We start from the raw sequence: 22,060 nt of genomic DNA on the forward strand, positions 1-22,060 counted from the left end.
GCGGTTACGAACTCGACCGCGCCACCTGGACATCGGCCGCCCGCACATAGCCGACCCGGTGCCCGTACTGGATCACGTAGTACATGTCCTTGCCGCGCACCACCTTGTGCGGTGCGGTGTCGAACGTCGGGGAGTAGAAGTACTCGCCGGGAACCTTGTCGCCGATGACGTACTTCTGACCCGCGAGGATCTTGTACGGCAGCGGTGAGACCGTCTGCACCGGCACGCCTGCCGGGTAGGCCTCCTTCTCGGGATAGGCCCGCCCGTACACCGGGACCTCGCTCGCCCCGGCCTTCGGCGTCAGCACGAGGCCCTTCGCGTCGACCGCGGTGGGCTGCTTCTTCGGGTTCTTGAACCAGGCCTTCTGGCCGAGGTACCAGACGGCCGTCCAGTCGCCCTTGCGCTCGGCGACCGCGTACTGCTGGCCGGTGGAGAGCCGTGCACCCGTGTCGTTCACGTCGATCGTGGAGTCCTGGCCGCCGGGACGCTTGCCGATGTCCTTGATCAGCGGCGCGTCGTCACGCGGCTCGGTGTGCACGCGCACCGCCGCCGAGCCGTGCGGCACGCACGTCTCGCCGGGCTTGACGCAACCCGTGTACTCCGGCTGGTTCTTGGAGTACGTGGGCGCCACCGTCACCACTCCGCCGTCCGGGCCCGCCGTGCGGTGGAACGGCTTGCCCAGCAGGGTGAAGTAGTGCTGCCAGTCCCAGTACGGTCCCGGGTCCGTGTGCATGCCGGGGATCGTCGACGTCACGGTGCCCTGGACGTTGTCGTGGCCGAGGATGTGCTGCCGGTCCAGCGGGATGTCGTACTTCTTCGCGAGGTACTTCACCAGACGCGCCGACGAGCGGTACATCGCCTCCGTGTACCAGGTGTCGGGCGCGGTCAGGAAACCCTCGTGCTCCAGGCCGATCGACTTGGAGTTCACGTACCAGTTGCCCGCGTGCCAGGCGACGTCCTTGGCCTTCACGTGCTGGGCGATGTGCCCGTCGGTGGAGCGCAGGGTGTACTGCCACGACACGTAGGTCGGGTCCTGCACCAGGTTCAGGACGCCTTCCCACCTGCCCTCGGTGTCGTGGATGACGATCGTGTCGATGCTCTGGCTCTTCGGCCGGTCCGACAGGTCGTGGTTGCCGTAGTCGGGATTGCCGTTGGGGTCCTTGAACTCCTCGTACGGCGCGGGGATCCACTCGCACGACACGGTCTTGGGGCACTCCGTCTCACCGGCGGCCGCCCTGCGCAGGCCCATCCGCTTCAGCTGCGCCGCGTCGGGCGCGAGGCCCGGCTCCGGCGCGAGCGTCACGTGCTGGCCCGCGTCCGTGGTGCGCTGTTCGCCGTCACGGATCACGGCGAACACGTCGTTGGCGTACGTGGCCGCCGTGGCCTGGTCGTCCGCCCCGGAGAAGCGGGCGACCGCGCCGTACCAGTCGGCGGGGTCGCTGCTCAGCGGCTTGCCGAGCTTGCGCTGGGCCGCCACGAGCAGGGCCGCGCCGCCCTCGACGTTCGCCGCGGGGTCGGTGCGCAGCTCGTCGGCGGACCGGCCGGACAGCTCGGCCGCGCGGGGCAGCGTCTTGAGGCGGGCGGGGAGTTCGGACTCGTCGGGCACCGCGGTCTTCGGCGGCGGCGCGGGACGTGACGTGTCGCCGCGCGGGTCCTCCGTGCCCTCGCTGTGGTGCGGGGCCGAGGCCAGGGCGGTGCGCGCGTCGGTGAGGTGCATGGGGCCGTAGCCCCCGGTGACGCTGGCCGCGCCGCCGTGCGCGTCCCAGCGCGACTGCAGGTACGAGACGCCGAGCAGCACGCTCTGGGGCACGCGGTACTCGGCGGCGGCAGCGGCGAAGGCGCCCTGCAGTCGCTCCGCGGATACCTGTTGGGGAACGTCCGACGACGGGGCCGCGCCGAGCAGCGGAATCAGCAGACCGGCCGACGCGAGGGCGCCCACCGTCCTGACGGTACGTCTGCGCGCGGACGAATGGGGGGCGGTGGCGGATCCTCGCAATGCAGCCTCCTGGGACTCCTGGGCCGGTGAAGCGTGGCGGGGCGTGCGGGGCCGGGCGTGCGTCAGTGGTACCGGCTCTCCGACGATCCGTCAATCATGCCCAGGAAGCGGGATTTCGCATGTCAGCGCTGGTCCTGACGGGTCAAGGGCGTGTCAGGGGCCGGTTTTCGCCAGAGGTGGCCCCACCGCCTGCGGCGCGTCAGTGGCCTGGACCAATGAGCGGTGCCGAGATGCACCTGTTCGGTTCAGTGCCCGGAGCGGGACTCAGTCGAGGACGGCGACGGCTTCGACCTCGACCAGATGGGCGGGCACGTCCAGCGCGGCGACCCCGAGCAGCGTGCCGGGCGCCATCGGGGTCACCCCCAGCTTCGCGGCGGCGCGGGCGACGCCCTCCAGGAACAGGGGCATCTTGTCCGGGGTCCAGTCGACGACGTGGACGGTCAGCTTCGCCACGTCGTCGAAGGAGCCGCCGACCCCGGCGAGGGCGGTGCCGACGTTGACGTAACACTGCTCGACCTGTGCGGCCAGATCGCCCTCGCCGACCGTGACTCCGTCGGCGTCCCAGGAGACCTGTCCGGCGATGTGGACCAGCCTCGACCCGGACGCGACCGACACCTGCCGGTAGACGCCGACTTCCACGAGTCCGGGCGGGTTCACCAGGGTGACGGTCATGTTGTGCCTCCTCGTCGGACCAAGGCGCCCTTGGTCTCTTGTGGTTACTCGGGAACCGTAAGAGAGTCGGTGCTGACGTGGAAGAACGCACTTTTTGGTGACCGGGGAACCTCTTGGTGACCGCCTCCTGAGCAGCCCCCTCCGAAGCCCGGCCCGGCCGCCGTCCGGCACGTCAGGCCTCGGTCGGCTCCCCGGCCTGCCGCGCCCCCGCCACCGCGTTCCGGATCCCGCCGTTCGACCAGGCCGTCAGCGGCTTCAGACGCGCGACGACGTCACCCAGCCAGGCCGCGTCGGCGAGGCGGTGCGCCTCGCCCGCGGCGACCGTCTGCTTCAACAGTTCGTCCAGCAGCAGCACTTCGGTGAACCGGTACGAGCGGTGGTGCCGACCGAACTCCACCGACCAGTCCTCGTACGGGTGACGCAGTGTCATGTCCAGGTGCCCGACGCCGCGCCCCCTGAAGCCGGGCAGGCCGCCCAGCAGGCCCCGGAGGCTGTAGTTGCCGCCCTTGGAGGGGTACCCGCGCCCGATGATGACGCGGAGGCCCAGCATGACCCGGTTCCACGGGATCAACTCGCCTTCCGCGGCGGCGGGCACGTGCCGGTACAGCCCCTCCTCGCGGAACTCCACCCAGCAGCCGCCGGGCCGCCGGACGTCCCCCACCACGCACCGGCCGTCCACCAGCTCCAGCGGCCCCAATGTCGCGTTCATCGCATTCCGTTCATGCCTTATTGGAGCATGTGTGCCATGACGGTCCGGAGGCGCCGCCGTGGCCGGATTCCCCGATCTGCAGACGAGGCCAGTGAGCCAGGTCCCGCAGCAGCTGCCGGTCGTGCGTCGCGACCACGACAGCGGCGCTCGTGTCGCGGAGCGCCTCGGTCAACTCGTCGACGAGCACGGACGACAGATGGTTGGTCGGCTCGTCGAGCAGGATCGCCCCGGGCCGCCCGGCCAGCGCCAACGCCAGGTCGAGGCGCCGCCGCTGGCCCTGCGACATCCGCCCGACCGGCGTGCGCAACGCGTCGCGGTCCAGCAGGCCGAGCGAGCCGAGCGGGACGACATCAGCGTCGCGGAGCACCCCTCGGGCCACCAGCCGCCCCACGTGCCTGGCATGCACCTCACGGGCCGTCAGCCCGGGGTCCTGCGCCGCGGTCTCCTGGGTCACCCGGACGACCCGGGCCCCGGCAGCCGTGACGACGTGCCCGTCCGTCGGCGCGAGCGCACCGGACAGGACCGCGAGCAGCGTGGACTTCCCGGCGCCGTTCGGCCCCGCGACGAGCAGCCGGTCGCCGCCGTCGAGCGTGAGGTCGACGGGACCGGCGAGACGGCCGCCGACCGCGACGCCGTACGCCCGCAACTGCGGCGCGCCCCGACGGACACCCAGGTCGGGCCCGCGGAACACGGGAGGCGGCTCCGGCACATCGATCCGGTGTGCCTCCAGGGCGTCCTGCTGCCGCTTCAGCGCCTGCACGACACCCGGGGCCCGGGACTGGCGCTGGTGCCTGCCGGTGCCCTTGTCCGGACGCCAGCCCGTCGAGAGCCGGTCGCGGGCCTTCGCAGCCGCGTCATGCAGCCGCCGGTGCTCCTCCTGCTGCTCCTCGTGATCCTGCTCCCAGCGCTCGCGCTCACGGCGCCGGGCGGCCTGCCAGGCTTCGTAACCGCCCGCGTACAGACGGGTCTTCCCGTCGCGCGTCGGGTCGAGGTCGAGGAACCGGTCCGCGACGTCGCGCAGCAGCGCCCGGTCGTGGCTGACGAGGGCGAGACCGCCGTCGTGCTCGCGCAGCCTGCGGGTCAGGAAGTCGAGCCCGGCCGCGTCGAGGTGGTTGGTCGGCTCGTCGAGCAGCAGGACGTCGTGCCGCGCACCGAGCAGGCACGCTAGCCGCACCCGGTAGCGCTGCCCGACCGACAGGGTCGACAGCGGACGGTCCCGGTCCGTGCAGGCGCCGAGGGCTTCGAGGGCTACGTCGACACGGCGTTCGGCGTCCCATGCGTCGAGCCGGGTGGCGGCGTCGAGTGCCGTGGCGTAGCGGTCGTCGGCGGCGGGGTCGCCGTCGGCCATGGCGCGGGTCGCCTCGTCCAGCGCGCCGAGCGCCGTGAGCGACGCCGCCAGCGCCTCGGACGTCAGGGTGCCGACGCGCTCGCCGTCCCGCGCGGACAACTCCTGGCGCGCCAGGCCGATCGTGCCGACCCGGTGCACGGCGCCCTCGTCGGGAGTGATCAGCCCGGCAAGGACGTGCAGGAGGGTCGTCTTGCCCCGGCCGTTCTCGCCGACGACGGCGATCCGCGACCGGGCGGAGACGGTGACCGAGACGTCGTCGAGGACGTTTCGGGACCCGAGGGTGACGGTGACGCCGTCGGCGCGGATGTGTGCGCTGCCGCCCGCCTCGACGGGCAGGGGCAGGGGCAGAGGAACGGTTTCGGGAAGGGGGGTGGGGTTCACGGGGTGCTCCGCAGCTCGCAGGGGAGCCAGGCAGCGACGATCGGCCGCCCGGCGGGAACCGGGACGGCGAGCGCTGATTCAGTGGGAGAAGGGCGCCGCCGTCAGCGGGCGGAGCGGACCTTCTGCGACCAGATACCTCGTGCCATGAAAATCATGCTAACAGTGCCACCTGCCGCTCTTCCTGTGGTTTTCCGGGCGTGCGGGTACGGGTGCGGGCGCGGTGGCCGGTGTGCGGTCATCGAATGTCCCCGGTCCACTCGAAGCCGGGCGGACCGCCGTGCCGCGGGCGGTACGTCGCCCGGCCACCGGCGCCGAACTGCCCCAGCTCGGTCGGGAGTGCGACGCCCGCGTCGACCTCCTCGCGCGTCCAGCCGGTGATGTCGAGCAGCAGCCCGTCCAACGGGCCGCCCACCAGCTCGGCATAGGACTGCCCCGGACGCGGGCCCGGCCGGTCGTGATCCTGGCCGTAGACCCGCCCGCGCAGCAGCTGCTCATCGTCGCTGTCCATGAGGACCAGCCTCCCAGCCACCACTGACAGCGGGCCTTCGAGAGGAGGAGGGAGGAGGCGGGAGGAGGCACTCGGAGGCAGGAAAGTGCGGATCCGCAATTTGTCTTGCAGGGGCGAAACAGGGCTGCCGAAGCTGTCGGTACATCACCGGCGACAAAGGGGCACGACCAATGGATTCCACCGAAAGCACCGCTGCAGGCGAAAGCGCCGCCTCAGGCGAAAGCACCGCCGAGGCCGAGAGCGCGGAGCAGTTCTGGGACCGGCACTACCGCACCCACCGCAACTGGGGCACCCGCGTCAACCCGCTGCTCGCCGAGACCGCCGCGCCGCTGATCCCCGCCACCGCCCTGGACCTGGGCTGCGGCGCCGGAGGCGACGCAGTCTGGCTCGCGCAGCAGGGCTGGCACGTCACCGCCGTGGACATCTCCGCCACGGCCGTCGAGCGGCTGTGCGAACGCGCACGCCATCTCGGTGTCGCGGAGCGGGTCACCGCCGTACAGCACGATCTGGCCGGAGGCTTCCCCGCAGGCCGCTTCGACCTCGTCTCCGCCCAGTACTTCCACACCCCGTTCCCGCTGCTCCGCACCCACGTCCTGCGCGCAGCCGCACGCTCCCTGCGCCCCGGCGGTCTCCTGCTGATCGTCGACCACGGCTCCACCGCGCCCTGGTCCTGGAACCAGGACCCCGCCCTCCAGTACCCGACCCCGGAAGCGGTGGCCGCCGAGCTCGGTCTCGACCCGACGCGCTGGCCCGTCCTGCGCGCGGAGACGGCCCGCCGCCGGGCCACCGGACCGGCCGGCGAGACCGCCACCGTCGTGGACAACGTCCTGCTCATCCAGTCCACCGCCGGCCTCATCCGGCCCGCCACCGGAACGGAGTGACCCGATGCGGAAGAACACCGGACCTCCGAGGACCGTCGCCGACTCCGACGCCGCCGAGAAGGCCACCCTCCTCGGCGTCCTCGACCAGCTGCGGAACTCGATCGCGGACAAGGTCACGGGCGCACCGGAACCACAGGTCCGCACGGGCGGAGTCCCGTCGGGCACCAGCCTTCTCGGGCTGCTCAAGCATCTCGCGTACGTAGAGCGGTTCTACTTCCTTGGCGAGGAGCCCGGCGACTGGCAGGCGACCATGAGGCCTTCCACGGTGGACTCCGTCGACAGCGTGCGCGCCGACTACCTGAAGACCGTCGAGCGGGCGAACGAGGTCATCGGCGCCTGCCCGGATCTGAACCTGCCCGCCCCGCGCGCACCGCGGCGCGGGCCGGTGCCGTCGATGCGATGGGTCCTGGTGCACATGATCGAGGAGACCGGTCGGCACGCCGGTCACGCCGACATCCTGCGCGAACAGATCGACGGGTCGACCGGTCGCTGAGTGGCGGGGGAACTCGGGGAACCCGGAGAAGATGGAGGCATGACAGGGGAGACGAGCGAGACGGCAGAGGCGGCCGCGGCGGCTGAGACAACTGCGACATCCGAGATCGTGCTGAGCAAACAGGACCTCCGCGAGGTCACGGCGTTCGCCGCGGCGTGCGCGGAGGAGGTGCTCGCGGTGTTCGAGGCCGGTCAACCGGACGACACGCGGCCGCGGGACGCGATCGGCGCCGCATGGGAGTTCGCTCGGGGCGGCGAGCGGGGGAAGGCCCTGCGCGACACGGCGTGGGCGGCGCTGAAGGCGGCCAAGGGTGCGGACACCGAGGCCGCGCGCGAGGCGGCGAGGGCGGCGATGGCCGCGGCAGGCGCCGCGTATCTGCATCCGCTGGCCAAGGCCACCCAGGTCAAGCACATCCTGGGAGCGGGCGCCCACGCGGCGAGGGCGGCCGAGCTCGTGGCCGGTGACGACCGGACCGTCGGAGCCGAGCGCGTCGAGCGGGCGGCGCGGCACGTGACACCGGCTGTCGTCGACGTACTCGGACGCTTTCCGGCGGCACCGGGCGGCGGCGGACGGGTCGGCGAGCTGATCCGCCTCCTGGACGCCGCCCTCCGCCCTTGACCGGAACCCCTCGGCCGGGCAAGAAAGAGCCCCGACTGGACGGGGGAGACCAGCCGGGGCCGTTGGGTGTGGTCAGCGGAGGGCGGTCGCCTCTCGGCGAAAGGCTCCATGGGGCTTCAGCCGAACGATCTTCCCCATGGGCTATAGGTGAGGCCCGGGGACACTGTCCCCTCCGCAGCCACACCTGGAAGAACGACGCACCCTCGCCCGTTGTTCCGGGCCACTGCCCCGTATGGGGTGAAGTGGGACACACGGAAGCGCGCGCGGTCCGCACACCCGCCCACAGACGCTCGCCTACGCTGCCCACATGCACATCCGCCTGATCGATCCACGCGACACGGCCTGGGAACAGGACCACGCCACCTTCCGGGTCCACTTCTGGGACGTACCCGCCAAGAGTTCCCACGAGTACGAGGTGCTGGCAGAGGTCGACGTCGATGAACTCCTCACCTGGGCAGGGGAGTACGCGACGGAGCGCGGATGGACCTACACCGTGTACGCCGTGGTCACCGACGTCTCCGGCCAGGGGCTCATCCGGTTGGCGGGAGTCTCGGGCGATCCGTTCGGAAACGCTTAGCGCCCAGGGGCAGTTGGCGGGGGCGGGCGGGCCTGCTGATCGTTGACACCCCGTCGCGGGGTGCAGGAAGATCACCTCTCTGACCCCGCCCCTGGTCCCACGCCGCCCCGCGAACGCCGCACGCCGTGGGCCCGATCGTCGACGGAATCGGTGCAATGCCTTCATATCCGGAATCTCCGGCCCGCGTCACCGCCCCCTTACCGTCGGAGCCTTCCGCCGGTGGCCCCGCCCACGGGAAGGCGCTGCCGCTCGAGGAGATCGACCGGCACCCGGATCCGCGGGAGCTATACCGCGGGATACGGGCCGAGCACGGCCCCGTGGTCCCCGTCACCCTGGACGGCGCCTTCGCCTGGCTGGTCATCGGCTACCAGGAGGTCGTGACCGCGATGCGCAAGGAAATGCTGTTCAGCCGTGATCCGCAGCATTGGCGGCCGCGCGATCCGATACCCGACGACTGGTCGTTGGGGCTCCACACACAGCGGCGGCCCAACGCCCTCTTCGCCACCGGCGACGAGCACGAACGGCTGCGCGGGGCCCTCACACGCAGCATCGGGATGATCCGGCCCGGCACCGTGAAGCGGTACACGCAGACGCGCGCCAACCGCCTGATCGACGAGTTCTGCGAGGCAGGAACGGCGGATCTCGTCGCCGATTACGCCGCGCGGCTGCCCCTCATGGTCCTGATGCGCATCTTCGGCTTCCCGGAGCGGGCCGAGCAGCAGCTCATGGCCGCCATCCCCGCCCTGCTCGACAGCGGCGACGAGGCACAGGCGGCCAACCAGCAGATCATGGACGTGATCGAGTCCCACATCGCCCACCGGCGCCAGGAGCTGGGCGCCGACGCGATGGCGTGGCTCATTGAGGGCTCGAACGCCTCGACCGACGAGGAGATCGCCCGCAGCAACGCGGAGATCCGCGAGCAGGTGTGGCTCACGCTCGCCTCCGCCATGGGGGCCATGGGCAACTGGATCACCAACGGCCTGGAGCGCCAGGTCAGCAACATGCACCTGCGCAACGGCCTGAACCACGGCCTCGTCGACATCGAGGAGGCCATGGAGGCGACGCTCAGGAGCCGTCCGCCGCTGCAGCGCGTGATCGGGCGCTGGGCGACGCGGGACACGCTGCTCGGCCCCACCCGGATCGCGGCGGGCGACATGCTCGTACTCGACCTGGCCGCCACCAACTTCGATCCCTGCATGGAGCCGGACGGCCGTCCCCTCACGCACGACGACCACAACCGCGCGCACTTGCAGTTCGGCGCGGGCTCGCACGGGTGCCCGTTCCCGGACCCGGCCCGGCTGATCGCGACGGTGTCCGTCGACTCGCTGCTGCAGCGCCTTCCCGATGTACGCCTCGCCGACGGCGCGGCCCTGAACCGCCGCCCGTCCATCATCGTGAGCGCCTTGGAGTCGCTGCCCGTCACGTTCACGCCGACCGCCCGTTCCGTTGCCCAGGAGGCTCCCCTTGGTGCTTGACACGACGACGCCGCGAGCCCGGTCGCTCAGCCCGCACGACGCGGTCGTGCCGGAGGGGCACGGGCTGCGCGGTGACGGGCCGTTGGGCCGCGTCGTGCTCGACGGCGGAGTGCAGGCGTGGGCCACCGGGGACTACGCCGTCGCCCGCGAGATCCTCACCCGCCGCGGCGACTTCCTCAAGAACCCCGCGAACTGGCGGGCTTACAACGCCGGTGAGATTTCCGAGGGTTGGGGCCTGCTGAAGTTCATCACGCTCTCCGGCATGCTGAACGCGGACGGCACGGACCACGACCGGCTGCGCGGGCTGGTGGGCAAGGCGTTCACACCGCGGCGGATCGAGGACCTGCGGCCCCGGGTCGAGGAGATCGTCGGCACGCTGATCGACGACCTGGAATCGCAAGCCGCCCCGGAGGCCCGAGCCGTCGCGGAGGCCCGAGTCGAGACCGGCCCCGTCGACCTGCGCCAGGCCTTCGCCTTCCCGTTGCCGATGACGCTGATCTGCGACCTCTTCGGGCTCGACGCGAGCCGGAGCCGACAGCTGGCCGACGACTTCGCGGTGCTGCACGACGGCCGCCGCGCCCAGGAGGTGCAGGCGGCGGAGGCCGGTCTGGGGTCGGTGATCGGCGAGTTGATCGCGGTGAAGTCCGCCGCTCCCGGTGACGATCTGACGTCGGCGCTCATCGCCGCGCACAGCGAAGGGGAGGCGCGTCTCAGCGAGAAGGAGCTGGTGGAGACCCTGCTCCTCTTCCTGTTCGCGGGGCACGAAACCACCGCCAACCTCATCGCGAACGCCGTGCTGAATCTGGCGGGACACCCCGAACAGCTCGCCGCGGCGCGTGAGTCGGGCGACTGGACGGCCGTCGTCAACGAGACGCTGCGGCGCGACAGCCCGGTCCGCACGGTGATGTTCTACTACGCGGCGAGGGATGTGACCCTCGCGGGCACGGAGATCGCGGCGGGCGATCCCGTGGTGATCCACGTCGCGGCCACCGGCCGTGACCCACGTCAATTCGGCCCGGACGCCGACGAGTTCGACGTCCTTCGGGAGGCCGCGGACAAGCACCTCGGCTTCTCCCACGGTGTCCACTACTGCATCGGAGCCCCGCTGGCCCGGATGATGGCCACGACCGCGCTGCGGGTGCTGTTCGACCGCTTCGACGTGGAACTGACCGGTGCGCCGGAGCCGGTCCCCTCGTACTCCTCCAACGCGCCGCAGACTCTCCCGGTGAGGCTGACCCGCCGCGCGGGTTCGCGGAAGCGGTAGACACCACGTATCACGGCAGGCGACGATGCTGTGACGGAAGGTGAGGGTCGCGCCCCGGGCGGCCGCATCGATAGGGAGTGCTCTGTGGAACCGTCCGAAGCGCCCATCGCCCTCGACCGCGACGTGTTCATGCGCAGCCTCATCCGTGAGCTGGCGCGCGTGCTGGAGGACGTGGTCGGTCTGGAGGAGGCGGCAGGGTACGTGAGTCTCGTCAGCCAGACCATCGGCGGCGACCTCAACCACCAGTACACCAAGGCGCTTTCCGTCGACCGGCTCGACCGTGGCCAGATCGCCAAGGTCATGGTGGACCTCAAGGGGCGCATCGGCGGAGACTTCTCCGTCCTGGAGGAGAACGACCAGCGCATCGTCCTTGGCAACCGGGTCTGCCCGTTCGGCGACAAGGTCATGGGGCGCCCCTCGATGTGCATGATGACGTCGAACATCTTCGGCACCATCGCCGCGGAGAACCTCGGATATGCCCGGGTGGAGCTGGACAAGACCATCGCACGCTGGGACGTCGGCTGCCGCGTCGTCGTCCATCTTCGTCCGCCAGTCGAGGCGGAACAGAGCACCGGACGTGAGTACTACGGCGACCTTCCGTGATCCGCGACGAGGCGCTCGGCCTCTTCCGGAAGATCACCGGTCTGCTCACGGAGCCCGTACTGCTCGTCGCCGCCGACACGGAGGTCCTGGCCGCGAACCCGGCGGCGATCAGGCTGCTCCCCGGCGTCGAGGACGGCACCCCGCTGAGCGCCCTGGTCTCCGAATCCGCCGATGACGTCGCCCGGTGCGTCCGGCAGTGGCTGCGCACCGGCCATCCGACACCGGCGGGCCTCACCCTGCACGGCTACGACGGCGCGCGGCTGCGCTGCCGCTGCTTCGGGGCCCGGGCGCAGTGGATGCCCGTCCCGAGCGTCCACCTCCGAGCCGTCCGCATCGACCCCGGGGACCGCTTCCTCACCCTCAAGGAGCGCGTCAACGCACTGGAGCGGGAACGCACGCTCCGCTTCCGTGCGACCGAGGACCGCGCCGCGCTCAACGCGTCCCTGTCGGCCGTCCACGCCCGGCTCGACCATCTGCACGCGATGATCGTGGCGCTGACCGCGGCCGCCACGCCGGAGGCCGTCGGCGAGCTGGTCGCCGAACACGTCCCGACGATCCTCGGCTGCACGGGAGCCGATCTGCGGCTCGCTCCCTCGGCCCCCGCCCGCACGCACCTCCACATCCCGGTCACCCCGCACGCCACCCTCGCCCTCACGGCGGACTCCCCGCCTTCGCCGGAACATCTGGAGTCGGTGACTTCGCTGATCGGTGGCGCGCTCAGCAGGTTCTAGGGGCCGGGCGCCGGGCGCCGGGGGCCGGTGCTGGCTCCCTCATCCGATCTGGATGACGTGCTTGCCGCGGACGCCACCGGCTTCCAGGGCCCGGTGGGCATCGGCGAGCCGGTCCAGAGGGTGGACGGTGTCCACGACGGGGACGATGGCGCCGTCCTCCGCGTAACGCGTGATCTGGGACAGGAGTTCGGTGCCGGGGTTGCCGCTGAAGACGCGGATGCGTCTGCTCCCGTGGACGGTCGAGGCGAGGACGGTGGCGAGGGCGGCGAGAGGCCTGTCGAAGTCGAGGGTGACGGCGACCATGCGTCCGCCGGGTGACAGGAGTCGGCGGAAGCGGGACTGCTGGGTTCCTGCGGTGTCGATGACGACGTCGAAACGGCCCAGCTCGGAGAGGCGAGTCGTGCGGTAGTCGAATGCCTCGTCGGCGCCCAGGCCGCGGACGAAGTCGAGGTTCTCCGCGCCCGCGAGGGCGACGACATGGGCACCGAAGAGCTTGCCGATCTGCACCACGACACTGCCCACGCCTCCGCTGCCCCCGCGCACCAGGAGCCGCTCACCGGGCTTGATGGCCGCCTTCTCCCGCAGGGCGGTCACCGCGGTCGCCCCACCCGCGAGCAGCGAGACGGCCTGCACCGGGGTGAGGTTCGCCGGGGCGGGGGCGATCCGGCGGGGACGCACGGCGACGTACTCGGCCATGCTGCCCGTCGTGCGCCCCAGGAGCCCCCACACCCGATCCCCTGCACGTACTCCGGTGACCGACGAACCGACCTCGGCGACCTCGCCCACGAAGTCGATGCCGCTCGTCCTGGGGAAGGCGCGGCCGGTCACCAGGCGCGTCTTCCCGGCCCGGTCGAGCAGCTCGCCGCCGTTGACGCTGGCGGTGTCCACCCGCACCAGCACCTCCTCGTGTGCGGGGCTCGGCGTCGGCCGCTTGCTCACGTAGAGGACCTCCGGAGGGCCGTACCGGTCGAAGAGGGCTGCGCGCATGTCGCTCATGGTCTTGTCCCGTGTCGTGTTGCGGAGCTGCGGAAGCGCCGGGTGCGCCCGCTGGTAATCTCACGCTAAGCCCGTAAGTGGATGACCTCGTCCGGTTAGCTCGAAGTGGGAGACATTGCCTGATCAGCCGTCTCAGAAGCCGTCCGGGCACGTCGGCGACGTGCCCGGCGATGCCGATCCCGCGGGTCTGCGCGCCGATGCCCGGCGCAACCGGGAACGCATCCTCGAAGCCGCGCGCGAGGTGTTCGCGGCCCAGGGCACCGACGCCCCCATGAGCGCCGTCGCCCGCCGCGCCGGTGTCGGCGTGGCCACCCTCTACCGCCGCTTCCCCACCCGCACCGCGCTGGCCACCGCTGCCTTCGGCGAGCAACTCGCCGTGTGCGCGGCAGCCTTCGACGAGGCCCTTGCCGACCCGGATCCCGGACACGGCCTGTACGCACTCCTGGAGAAGGTGTGCGCCACCCAGGTGACCGACCGCGGCTTCGCCTCCGTGTTCCGGGACCAGTTCCCCGACGCCCTCGATCACGACCGCGAGCGCGACTGTGCCGAAGAGGGTCTTGCGCGGCTGGTCCAGCGGGCCCGCGAGGCCGGACAGCTCCGCGACGACTTCGACCCCGCCGACATCACCCTTCTGCTCATGGCCAACGGCGGTCTCGCCGGGCAGCCGAGAGAAGTCGCCCTCGCGGCTTCCCGGCGCCTGCTGGCCTATCTGTTCCAGGCTTTCCAGGTCCAGCGCCCCGGCTCTCTCCCGCCTCCCGCGGCGCTGGAACTGAGTGAGATGCGCAGGCCACCGGGCCACCCGTGAGACCGGTTGCGAACGTCAGACGAAGCGCCGCACGAACGTCAGCGCGACGTCGGCGACCTCCTGCCACCTGCTGTCGAGCGTCAGCGCGTGGTCACGCCCGTGCAGCTCGACGACCTCCGTGACGCACGTGTTGCGCTTCTGGCGCTTGTACGCCCCACTTGCGAGCGCCCAGGGGATGGCGTTGTCCTGGCCGCCCGAGACGATCAGCAGCGGGCCGCGCTGCGGATTGCGGCAGTCCGCCTTGACCTCCGTGCGCGGGTTGAAGTTGGCGAGCGCCGCCTGCATGGGAGGGGCGCACGGTGCGGGCACGGCGTACCGGTCGTAGATGGAGCGGGCCTCTTCCTCGCTGACGGCGTTCGCGTAGGCGTAGCGGAACTGCTCGTAGGTCAGGGGCTTCGCGCGCTTGCGGTTGGTGGGGTTGGCGATCATCGGGATCAGCGACCGCACCGTCGACAGGGGCATCGCGAGGACGCCGCGGAACGGGGCCGGGTCGATCGCCACCGAGGCGGCGGAGAGGCCGCGTCCCGCGAGGATCTGCGTGAGCAGCCCGCCCACGGAGTGCCCGATCACCACGGGTTTGCGGTCCAGCTTGCCGATGAGCCCCGCCAGATGATCGGTGACCTGCCCGACGGTCCTGCCCGCGATCATCTCGGGTCGCTGCCTGGCCTCGGTCGTCGTCGCCGCCTCGCCGGGCCACGTCAGGGCGACCGGCGCGAACCCGGCGGCCTCGAAATGCGGAAGCCAGTGGTCCCAGCTACTGGCCAGCATCCACAGGCCGTGCACGAACACGGCCGGGGTGCGGCCGGAGGAATTGGCCAGGTCGATCTGCTCTGCGTCGGTTGCGGACATACCCCGACGCTACGGTCGCAAGTGCCGTGCGGTAAGGGGGAGTTGGTGGTGTTGGCCGATACTGCCGCCCGCCCTTCCGGATCGTGTCGTCACGGGTGGTGCGGGTGTGTCAGCGGACGGCACCCGACAGGACACGGTCCACCTGGCGCGGCGACAGCGCGTGCTCGACGGCGAGGATTCCGGCGCCGATCGCCGCCGCGTTCTCCCCGGTGCGGCTCGGCTCGATGCGCAGCACATGGGTGGCCAGCGGGTGCGAGCGGCGGTACACCGCTTCCCGGACGCCCGCGAGGAGCTGGTCGTGCACGGCGGCGAGCGCCCCGCCGACGACCACCGTGTCCGGGTTGAAGAAGTTCACCAGGCCCGCGAGCACCTCGCCCACCGACCGGCCCGCCTCGCGCACCATGCGCACGGCATCGCGGTTGCCGGACTTGACCAGTCGTACGACATCGCTGCCCGACGTCGCCTCCAGACCGAGCGCCGACAGCCTGCGGGCCAGCGCCGCGCCGCCCGCGACCGCCTCCAGGCAGCCCGTGTTGCCGCACCGGCACGGATCCTCGGTGTCGCCGACCCGGATGTGCCCGATGTCGCCCGCGCTGCCCTGCGCCCCCCGGTGGAGGCGGCTGTCGGCGACGATGCCGCAGCCGATGCCCGTGCCCACCTTGATGTAGAGCAGGTAGCGGGTGTCCGGAAAGGCGCGGCGCTGCTCGGCCAGCGCCATCACGTTCACGTCGTTGTCGACGAGGGCGCGCGCACCGAAGCGTTCCGCGAAGAACTCGGGGATCGGGAACTGGTGCCAGCCCGGCATGATCGGCGGATCCACCGGACGGCCCGTGGAGAACTCGACGGGCCCCGGCACGCCGACGCCGATCGACTGGAGTCCCCCTGCGTCACGACCCGACTCCTCGAGCAGCGCCCGCAGTGTCCGCTCCACATGACCGAGAACCGCCTGCGGCCCGTCCGCGATGGACAGGGGGTCCTCGCGCAGCGCCAGCGTCTCGCCGCCGATGTCCATGAGCGCCACCCGGCAGTGCGAGGCGCCCAGGTCCACACCGGCCACCGCGTGCTCGCGGGTGCGCAGCCGGAGCCTGCGCGGCGGTCGGCCGCCCGTCGAGCCGCCGTCCGCCTCCTCCGCGAGGAAGCCGTGCGCGATCAGCGCGTCCACGCGCTGCGAGACCGTCGACCGCGCGAGCCCCGTCAGCCGGGAGATGTCCGCACGCGTCTCCGCGGCCCCGGTGCGCAGCAGGGCGAGCACCTCGCCGGGCGAGGACGGGACGGCTGCGGGAAGGTGATCCGGCGCTCCAGACATGCCGCCACCCTAGGGACGACTTTCGCTGCTCACAAGGCCGATGCTGTTCGATGTCCGACCTAAGTCACCGTCAAATACCTTATAAACAAACGTGCTTGAGCCCTTGACAGGTCAAAGCGCGCTCATCACATTGCTCTGCAGACCGCTGCCGAAGGAGCCGAGGGTGCAGGCGATGCAGGCAAGCCAGGTGAACCGCACGATGCTGACGATGCACGGCGTCTCCAAGAGCTTTCTCGGGGTGCGTGTGCTGCACGGGGTCTCACTCGACCTGGCCGCGGGCGAAGTACATGCGCTCGTCGGCGAGAACGGGGCGGGAAAGTCGACCCTGATGAAGATCCTCGCCGGGGAGCACGTCCCGGACGAAGGCACGATCACGCTCGACGGCACGGAACACGCCTTCACGCATCCCGCGCAGGCACAGGCCGCCGGGATCGGCATCATCCACCAGGAGTTCGCGCTCCTGGCACACCGGACCGTCGCCGAGAACGTCTTCCTCGGCCGCGAGCCCACCCGCCTCGGCCTCGTCGACCGGCGCACGATGGAGGCCCGCACGGCCGCACTCCTAGACGAGGTCGGCGTATCGGGCATCACCCCGCGCACGTACGTCCGCGACCTGTCCGTCGCCCGCCAGCAGACCGTCGAGATCGTCAAGGCGCTCGCCTCCGACGTGCGCGTACTGGTCATGGACGAGCCGACCGCGCCCCTCGCCGACCACGAAGCGGGCCTCCTGCACACGCTCGTACGCCGCCTCGCGGACCGCGGACTCGGCATCCTGTACATCTCGCACCGCCTGCGCGAGGTCTTCGACCTGTCGCGGCGCATCACCGTCCTCAAGGACGGCCGCCACGTGACGACCGTGCCCACCGCACGGACGGACACCGATCAGGTCGTACGCGCCATGGTGGGCCGGGAGTTGAGCACCTACTACCCGCCCCGCGCCCGCCCCGAAGACATCGGCGACGTCCGCCTGAGCGTGCGCGGCGGCGGCAACGGCCGCCTGGCGGGCATCGACCTGACCCTGCGCGCGGGCGAGGTCACCGGCATCGCGGGACTGCAGGGATCCGGCCGCACCTCCCTGGCCCGCGCCCTCTTCGGCGCCGCGCCCTTCACCGAAGGCACCATGGCCGTGGACGGCGCCGCGCTGCGCCCCGCCTCCCCGCGCCAGGCCATCCGCGCGGGCATCGCCCTGGTCACCGAGGACCGCAAGGCCGAAGGCCTCGCCCTGCGCCAGTCCGTGCGCGACAACGCCCTCCTCGTCACCCGCGCGGTCCCCGCCAGGGACCGGCCGCCCGCTCCACGCGAGCTGACCGCCCTCCTGGCACGGGTCAGGCTGCACGCACGCGGCGAGGACCAGCAGACCCAGTACCTCTCCGGCGGCAACCAGCAGAAGGTCGTCATCGCCAAATGGCTCGCCGCACGGCCACGCGTGCTGCTCTTCGACGAGCCGACCCGCGGTGTCGACGTGGGCGCCAAGGCCGCCATCCACACCCTCGTCCGCGACCTGGCCCGCGAGGGCCTCGCGGTTCTCATCGTCTCCTCCGAACTGCCCGAACTCATCGGCATGAGTGACCGGATCCTCGTCATGTCCGAAGGCCGCATCGCCGGGGAACTCCCGCCGGGCGCGGCCGAGGAGGACGTGATGCACCTCGCCACCGGACACCCCGAAGCGCCCCCGGCGCCGGGCCAGCACCCACCCGCGCCCGGCAGCACCGCAGAGGAAGGAGCCGCATGACCGGCACCGCCGTCGCGCCGCCGCCCACCCTGAGGAAGAGCGCGCCACGCCGCCGCAGCCGCCTCACCGACCCGGCCGTCGGCGTCTGGCTCGCCGCCGCCGTCGTCACCGCACTCGGCTGGATCGTCGTCGCCGCCCGCGGCGGTGACTTCCTCACCCTCGCCAACGTCGTCGGCATCCTGCAGAACTGCGTCGCCCTCGGCCTCGTCGCCGTCGGCCAGACCGCCGTCATCCTGACCGGCTCCCTCGACCTGTCGGTGGCCTACCTCATCAGCCTCGGCACGCTCGTCGCCGCCACCACCATGGAGGACAGCGGCGTCGTCACCGCTGTCCTCGCCGTCCTCGCCCTCTCGGCAGCCGTCGGTCTCGCCAACGGCCTGATCGTCACCGGACTCAAGGTCAACGCCTTCATCGCCACCCTCGGCACCGCGTTCATCCTGCGCGGCTGGATCGAGGACAACTACACAGGCCCGGCGGGCAAGGTCACCGCCTCCTTCCAGCACCTCGGCTACGACCGCGTCGGCCCCGTCCCCGTCTCCCTCTTCCTGCTCATCGCCGTCGCCGCCGCGCTCTGGGTGATCACCCGCCGCACCCGGTTCGGCCACCACCTGTACGCCACCGGGGGCGACGAACACGCGGCGCGCCTCTCCGGTGTCCGCACCCGGCGCACCGTCATCGCCGCACACGTCCTGTGCTCGCTCTGCGTGGGCGCCGCCGCCCTGTTCCTCGCCGCACGGCTCGGCGCCGGTGCCCCCTGGGCCGGTACGGAGGCCCGCTACGACCTGGAGTCGATCGCCGCCGTCGTCCTCGGCGGCACGGCGCTCGCGGGTGGGCGTGGGGGAGTGGCCGGCACGCTCGGCGGCGTCCTGGTGCTGGCCGTCCTGGACTCCGTCTTCAACCAGCTCGGCGTCGACCCGTTCTTCAAGAACGTCGTCCGCGGTGTCGTCATCATCGCCGCCGTCGCCCTCTACGCCCGGCGCGGCAGCAGGAGGCCCGCATGACCACTGCCACGGCAACGAGCCCCACGTACAAGCGCGTTGTCCGTTCCCTGGGGACCGGCGCTCCCGTCTACGCGCTCCTCGCGGTGCTCCTCGTCCTCCTGGCGATCACCGACATCGGCTTCTACGAACCCGACCGCTTCCTCGCCTTCGTCAAGCGCGCCGCGCCCCTGGTGATCCTCGCCGCCGGTCAGTACCTGGTCATCGTCTGCGGCGAGTTCGACCTGTCCGTGGGCGCGATCGTGACCGCCGGGGTCGTCGCGACGGCGGAGGTCTACGGCTCGTACCCGGACGCGCCCTGGCTGCTCATGGCGGCCGGACTGCTGCTCGCGGGAGCGCTGGCCGGGCTGGTGAACGGTCTGATCACCACCCGGCTGCGCGTCCCTTCGTTCATCACCACGCTAGGCATGATGCTGATCCTCGAAGGCGCGGTCTTCTACTGGACCGGCGGCTCCCCGCACGGCCAACTCCCCGAGGACTTCCGGCAGCTGGGGCGCGGCACCGCGATGGGCTGGCTGCCCTGGGCCGTCCTCGCCTGTCTGGCGGCGGGCGCACTGGCCGTCCTCCTCATGCGCTCCGACTTCGGCCGGACGCTCATCGCCACCGGCGACAGCGAACGCGCCGCCGCCCTCTCGGGGGTGCGCGTGCACCGGGCCCGTGTCATCGCCTTCGTCCTCTCGGGGGCGGCCGCCGCGCTCGCCGCCATCCTGGTCGGCGGGTTCTCCGGCGTGTCCGCGCAGGCCGGAAGGGGATACGAGTTCGAGGCGATCACCGCCGTGGTCCTCGGCGGTGTCGTGCTCGGCGGCGGCCGCGGCAGCGTCGTCGCCGCGATGGCCGGCGCCTTCTCCCTGCAGGCCCTGTTCACGCTGCTCAATCTGCGGGGCGTGTCCGGCGCCCTGGAGTCCACCGTCCAGGGCGTCATCGTCATCGCCGCCGTCGGCATCGGGGCCGCCGACTGGTCCCGGCTGCGCCGTCGTCGTACCCATCCCTCGGGAGGCACACCCTCATGAACCGCAGACGCACCCTCGCGTCGGCCGCCGTCCTGCTGACGGGCGCCCTGCTCGCCTCGTGCTCCAGCGACCTCCCGGCCGACGCGCCCGCCGCGGCGAGCGGGAGCACGGAGTCGGGCGGCGACAAGCCGTCCAAGTTCTTCGAACGGGCTGAGTACAAGAAGCAGTTGACGCTCGCTGAGGAGACCCCGAAGGGCCCGCCGGGCAAACCCTGGGAGCAGATGCTCGAACCGCAGATGACGAGCACCGCCCAGTACGAGAAGAAGGGCTCGGGCGGCGTCCACCTCTGCTTCTCCAACGCGGGGGTGTTCAACCCCTGGCGGCAGGTCGGCCTCAAGAACATGAAGGCCGAGGTCAAGCTGCACAAGGAGATCTCCGACTTCACCGTCCTCGACGCGCAGGGCAAGGACGACAAGCAGATCTCCGACATCCAGGAACTCGCGGGGAACAAGGACTGCGACGCCCTCATCGTCTCCCCGAACACCACCGCCACCCTCACGCCCGCCGTCAAGGAGGCCTGCGACAAGCTGCCCGTCGTCGTCTTCGACCGCGGTGTGGAGACGGACTGCGCGGTCACCTTCGTCAACCCGATCGGCGGGTACGGCTACGGAGCGGTCGCCGCCGACTTCCTCGTCGACAAGGTCAAGCCCAAGGGCAAGGTCCTCGCCCTGCGGATCTCGCCCGGCGTCGACGTCCTGGAGACCCGCTGGTCGGCGGCGAAGCTCGCCTTCGACAAGAGTGAACTCGACGTCGCCGACGTGAAGTTCACCGACGGCGACCCCGCCAAGACCAAGTCGATCGTCGCCGACGCGATCTCCCGGCACGGCTCCATCGACGGTGTGTGGATGGACTCCGGCGCCACCGCGGTCGCCGCCGTCGAGGCCTTCGAGGACGCGGGCGTCGACGTGCCGCCCATCACCGGCGAGGACCAGCAGGACTTCCTGGAGGCATGGAAGGAGAAGAAGCTCACCGCCATCGCCCCCACCTACCCGACCTTCCAGTGGCGCACGCCCGTCATCGCGGCCCTGCGCGTCCTGGACGGCAAGCCGGTGCCCAAGGAGTGGAAGCTGCCGCAGCCGACCGTCACCCAGGACAACCTCGACGAGTACCTGCGCGACGGCATGCCGCCGCTGCACTACGCCATGTGCGGCTGCCAGAAACTGCCCGGCTTCCCCGGGGACTGGGGAGGCAAGAAGTGACGGCCGCGGACCGACCTCAACAGCGCGCCACAGAATGGCAGCTGGGCGCCAACCCGTGGATCTGGCACTCGCCCGTGACCACCGAGGCCCTCACCGAGACCCTGCCCCGGCTCGCCGACTGGGGCTTCGACTGCGCGGAGCTTCCGCTGGAGCGCCCCGACGACTGGAACCCGGCGGCCGTCGGCAAGGTTCTCGATGCCACGGGAGTCGCCCCGGCCGCCGTCGTCGCGGTCATGTCCGACGGACGCAACCTCGTCCGCGCCGACCCGATCACGGCCCGCACCACCCAGGACTACCTCCGGCGCTGCGTCGACGCGGCCCACGCGGTGGGCGCCCCCGTGGTGGCGGGCCCCGTGTACGCGCCGGTCGGCCGCACCTGGCGCATGGACCGGAACGTCCGCACGGCCGCGTACGAGGAATGGCGGGCCAACATCGCCCCGGTCGTCGCCTATGCCACCCGCGCCGGAGTCCGCATCGCCGTCGAGCCCCTCAACCGCTACGAGACGAGCCTGCTCAACACCGTCGCCCAGACCATCGACGCCCTCGAAGGCCTGCCCGAGGACGCGATCGGCATCGCCCTGGACACGTACCACCAGAACATCGAGGAGCACTCCCTGCCCGCGGCCGTCCGCGCGGCGGCGGGGCGCATCGCACACGTCCAGGTGTGCGCCAACGACCGCGGCGCGCCCGGCGCCGACCACCTCGACTGGCCCGGCTTCCTGTCCGCGCTGAGTGCGGCGGAGTACCGGGGCCCCCTGTGCATCGAGTCGTTCACGGCCCACAACGACGCCATCGCGGTCGCCGCCTCCGTCTGGCGGCCCCTGGCCCGCAGTCAGGACGCGCTCGCCACCGATGGCCTCGGCTTCCTGCGCCGCACCCTCGCGGCCCGCTGAGTTTCCGGCATCCGGC

At 71.6% G+C, this 22,060-nt stretch carries 22 protein-coding genes; 14 read left to right on the forward strand and 8 right to left on the reverse strand.

What is annotated here, in order from left to right:
* Positions 1-4 precede the first annotated feature (4 nt).
* The 5 genes from ABZV77_RS14015 to ABZV77_RS14035 all read right to left on the reverse strand — a co-directional run bounded on the left by ABZV77_RS14015 (position 5) and on the right by ABZV77_RS14035 (position 5,614).
* The gene (locus tag ABZV77_RS14015) at positions 5-1,939 is read right to left on the reverse strand and encodes an N-acetylmuramoyl-L-alanine amidase (protein ID WP_356255149.1); all 1,935 of its coding nucleotides are present in this window, start codon (positions 1,937-1,939) and stop codon (positions 5-7) included.
* 321 nt (positions 1,940-2,260) lie between these two features.
* Positions 2,261-2,668 (reverse strand): RidA family protein, encoded by a 408-nt coding sequence (locus ABZV77_RS14020; RefSeq protein WP_356255152.1) that lies wholly within the window; start codon positions 2,666-2,668, stop codon positions 2,261-2,263.
* Positions 2,669-2,840: 172 nt separating this feature from the next.
* Positions 2,841-3,377 (reverse strand): hypothetical protein, encoded by a 537-nt coding sequence (locus ABZV77_RS14025; protein WP_356255155.1) that lies wholly within the window; start codon positions 3,375-3,377, stop codon positions 2,841-2,843.
* Positions 3,378-3,387: 10 nt separating this feature from the next.
* Positions 3,388-5,106 (reverse strand): ABC-F family ATP-binding cassette domain-containing protein, encoded by a 1,719-nt coding sequence (locus tag ABZV77_RS14030; RefSeq protein WP_356255158.1) that lies wholly within the window; start codon positions 5,104-5,106, stop codon positions 3,388-3,390.
* A 235-nt stretch (positions 5,107-5,341) separates the two neighbouring features.
* The gene (locus ABZV77_RS14035) at positions 5,342-5,614 is read right to left on the reverse strand and encodes a hypothetical protein (protein WP_356255161.1); all 273 of its coding nucleotides are present in this window, start codon (positions 5,612-5,614) and stop codon (positions 5,342-5,344) included.
* Positions 5,615-5,784: 170 nt separating this feature from the next.
* On the opposite strand from ABZV77_RS14035, the gene ABZV77_RS14040 reads away from it, so the two are divergent.
* The 8 genes from ABZV77_RS14040 to ABZV77_RS14075 all read left to right on the forward strand — a co-directional run bounded on the left by ABZV77_RS14040 (position 5,785) and on the right by ABZV77_RS14075 (position 12,256).
* A complete protein-coding gene (locus ABZV77_RS14040; RefSeq protein WP_356255164.1) occupies positions 5,785-6,495 on the forward strand; it encodes a class I SAM-dependent methyltransferase in 711 nt (236 codons plus the stop codon).
* Positions 6,496-6,499: 4 nt separating this feature from the next.
* Positions 6,500-6,988: a DinB family protein gene (locus ABZV77_RS14045; RefSeq protein WP_356255167.1), complete on the forward strand. Its 489-nt coding sequence runs from the start codon at positions 6,500-6,502 to the stop codon at positions 6,986-6,988.
* A gap of 39 nt (positions 6,989-7,027) precedes the next feature.
* Positions 7,028-7,606 (forward strand): putative immunity protein, encoded by a 579-nt coding sequence (locus tag ABZV77_RS14050; RefSeq protein WP_356255170.1) that lies wholly within the window; start codon positions 7,028-7,030, stop codon positions 7,604-7,606.
* A gap of 307 nt (positions 7,607-7,913) precedes the next feature.
* Positions 7,914-8,183 carry a hypothetical protein gene (locus tag ABZV77_RS14055; RefSeq protein WP_356255173.1) on the forward strand — a complete coding sequence of 90 codons (270 nt, stop codon included), beginning with the start codon at positions 7,914-7,916 and terminating at the stop codon, positions 8,181-8,183.
* Between the two features lie 155 nt (positions 8,184-8,338).
* On the forward strand, positions 8,339-9,658 hold the full coding sequence (locus tag ABZV77_RS14060; RefSeq protein ID WP_356255176.1) for a hypothetical protein: 1,320 nt from the start codon (positions 8,339-8,341) through the stop codon (positions 9,656-9,658).
* Positions 9,651-10,922 carry a cytochrome P450 gene (locus ABZV77_RS14065; protein WP_356256054.1) on the forward strand — a complete coding sequence of 424 codons (1,272 nt, stop codon included), beginning with the start codon at positions 9,651-9,653 and terminating at the stop codon, positions 10,920-10,922. Before ABZV77_RS14060 ends, ABZV77_RS14065 begins: the two co-directional genes overlap by 8 nt.
* A gap of 84 nt (positions 10,923-11,006) precedes the next feature.
* Positions 11,007-11,525 carry a methanogen output domain 1-containing protein gene (locus ABZV77_RS14070; protein WP_356255179.1) on the forward strand — a complete coding sequence of 173 codons (519 nt, stop codon included), beginning with the start codon at positions 11,007-11,009 and terminating at the stop codon, positions 11,523-11,525.
* Positions 11,522-12,256, forward strand: a complete 735-nt coding sequence (locus tag ABZV77_RS14075; RefSeq protein ID WP_356255182.1) for a PAS domain-containing protein — start codon at positions 11,522-11,524, stop codon at positions 12,254-12,256. The genes ABZV77_RS14070 and ABZV77_RS14075 overlap by 4 nt, the downstream gene beginning before the upstream one ends.
* Before the next feature lie 39 nt (positions 12,257-12,295).
* On the opposite strand, the gene ABZV77_RS14080 is transcribed toward ABZV77_RS14075, so the two are convergent.
* On the reverse strand, positions 12,296-13,252 hold the full coding sequence (locus ABZV77_RS14080) for an NAD(P)-dependent alcohol dehydrogenase (RefSeq protein WP_356255184.1): 957 nt from the start codon (positions 13,250-13,252) through the stop codon (positions 12,296-12,298).
* Between the two features lie 160 nt (positions 13,253-13,412).
* On the opposite strand from ABZV77_RS14080, the gene ABZV77_RS14085 reads away from it, so the two are divergent.
* Entirely contained in the window at positions 13,413-14,057 is a 645-nt protein-coding gene (locus ABZV77_RS14085) for a helix-turn-helix domain-containing protein (RefSeq protein WP_356256056.1), read from the forward strand.
* A 15-nt stretch (positions 14,058-14,072) separates the two neighbouring features.
* Here the strand turns inward: ABZV77_RS14085 and ABZV77_RS14090 are convergent, their stop codons facing one another.
* Together ABZV77_RS14090 and ABZV77_RS14095 are read right to left on the reverse strand one after the other, a co-directional pair.
* A complete protein-coding gene (locus ABZV77_RS14090) occupies positions 14,073-14,906 on the reverse strand; it encodes an alpha/beta hydrolase (protein ID WP_356255187.1) in 834 nt (277 codons plus the stop codon).
* Between the two features lie 109 nt (positions 14,907-15,015).
* Complete coding sequence (locus ABZV77_RS14095) at positions 15,016-16,212, reverse strand: ROK family transcriptional regulator (protein ID WP_356255190.1); 1,197 nt, start codon at positions 16,210-16,212, stop codon at positions 15,016-15,018.
* Positions 16,213-16,411: 199 nt separating this feature from the next.
* On the opposite strand from ABZV77_RS14095, the gene ABZV77_RS14100 reads away from it, so the two are divergent.
* From ABZV77_RS14100 to ABZV77_RS14120, 5 genes are read left to right on the forward strand one after another with little or no spacing between them, the layout of a single operon-like run.
* Positions 16,412-17,944, forward strand: a complete 1,533-nt coding sequence (locus tag ABZV77_RS14100) for a sugar ABC transporter ATP-binding protein (protein WP_356256059.1) — start codon at positions 16,412-16,414, stop codon at positions 17,942-17,944.
* Positions 17,941-18,945, forward strand: a complete 1,005-nt coding sequence (locus ABZV77_RS14105) for an ABC transporter permease (protein ID WP_356255192.1) — start codon at positions 17,941-17,943, stop codon at positions 18,943-18,945. The genes ABZV77_RS14100 and ABZV77_RS14105 overlap by 4 nt, the downstream gene beginning before the upstream one ends.
* The gene (locus ABZV77_RS14110) at positions 18,942-19,952 is read left to right on the forward strand and encodes an ABC transporter permease (protein ID WP_356255195.1); all 1,011 of its coding nucleotides are present in this window, start codon (positions 18,942-18,944) and stop codon (positions 19,950-19,952) included. The genes ABZV77_RS14105 and ABZV77_RS14110 overlap by 4 nt, the downstream gene beginning before the upstream one ends.
* Positions 19,949-21,151, forward strand: a complete 1,203-nt coding sequence (locus ABZV77_RS14115; protein WP_356255198.1) for an ABC transporter substrate-binding protein — start codon at positions 19,949-19,951, stop codon at positions 21,149-21,151. Before ABZV77_RS14110 ends, ABZV77_RS14115 begins: the two co-directional genes overlap by 4 nt.
* The gene (locus ABZV77_RS14120; RefSeq protein WP_356255200.1) at positions 21,148-22,044 is read left to right on the forward strand and encodes a sugar phosphate isomerase/epimerase family protein; all 897 of its coding nucleotides are present in this window, start codon (positions 21,148-21,150) and stop codon (positions 22,042-22,044) included. The genes ABZV77_RS14115 and ABZV77_RS14120 overlap by 4 nt, the downstream gene beginning before the upstream one ends.
* Positions 22,045-22,060: the final 16 nt, after the last annotated feature.

The sequence above is a fragment of the Streptomyces sp. NPDC004732 genome, from assembly GCF_040609235.1.
Lineage (GTDB): Bacteria > Actinomycetota > Actinomycetes > Streptomycetales > Streptomycetaceae > Streptomyces.

What these genes read in the sequence shown, in the direction of transcription:
- ABZV77_RS14020 (WP_356255152.1), bottom strand. Translation starts at nt 2,668, where the DNA reads ATGACCGTCACCCTGGTGAACCCGCCCGGACTCGTGGAAGTCGGCGTC.
- ABZV77_RS14025 (WP_356255155.1), bottom strand. Translation starts at nt 3,377, where the DNA reads ATGAACGCGACATTGGGGCCGCTGGAGCTGGTGGACGGCCGGTGCGTG.
- ABZV77_RS14035 (WP_356255161.1), bottom strand. Translation starts at nt 5,614, where the DNA reads ATGGACAGCGACGATGAGCAGCTGCTGCGCGGGCGGGTCTACGGCCAG.
- ABZV77_RS14040 (WP_356255164.1), top strand. Translation starts at nt 5,785, where the DNA reads ATGGATTCCACCGAAAGCACCGCTGCAGGCGAAAGCGCCGCCTCAGGC.
- ABZV77_RS14045 (WP_356255167.1), top strand. Translation starts at nt 6,500, where the DNA reads ATGCGGAAGAACACCGGACCTCCGAGGACCGTCGCCGACTCCGACGCC.
- ABZV77_RS14050 (WP_356255170.1), top strand. Translation starts at nt 7,028, where the DNA reads ATGACAGGGGAGACGAGCGAGACGGCAGAGGCGGCCGCGGCGGCTGAG.
- ABZV77_RS14055 (WP_356255173.1), top strand. Translation starts at nt 7,914, where the DNA reads ATGCACATCCGCCTGATCGATCCACGCGACACGGCCTGGGAACAGGAC.
- ABZV77_RS14060 (WP_356255176.1), top strand. Translation starts at nt 8,339, where the DNA reads ATGCCTTCATATCCGGAATCTCCGGCCCGCGTCACCGCCCCCTTACCG.
- ABZV77_RS14080 (WP_356255184.1), bottom strand. Translation starts at nt 13,252, where the DNA reads ATGAGCGACATGCGCGCAGCCCTCTTCGACCGGTACGGCCCTCCGGAG.
- ABZV77_RS14090 (WP_356255187.1), bottom strand. Translation starts at nt 14,906, where the DNA reads ATGTCCGCAACCGACGCAGAGCAGATCGACCTGGCCAATTCCTCCGGC.
- ABZV77_RS14095 (WP_356255190.1), bottom strand. Translation starts at nt 16,212, where the DNA reads ATGTCTGGAGCGCCGGATCACCTTCCCGCAGCCGTCCCGTCCTCGCCC.
- ABZV77_RS14100 (WP_356256059.1), top strand. Translation starts at nt 16,412, where the DNA reads ATGCTGACGATGCACGGCGTCTCCAAGAGCTTTCTCGGGGTGCGTGTG.
- ABZV77_RS14105 (WP_356255192.1), top strand. Translation starts at nt 17,941, where the DNA reads ATGACCGGCACCGCCGTCGCGCCGCCGCCCACCCTGAGGAAGAGCGCG.
- ABZV77_RS14110 (WP_356255195.1), top strand. Translation starts at nt 18,942, where the DNA reads ATGACCACTGCCACGGCAACGAGCCCCACGTACAAGCGCGTTGTCCGT.
- ABZV77_RS14115 (WP_356255198.1), top strand. Translation starts at nt 19,949, where the DNA reads ATGAACCGCAGACGCACCCTCGCGTCGGCCGCCGTCCTGCTGACGGGC.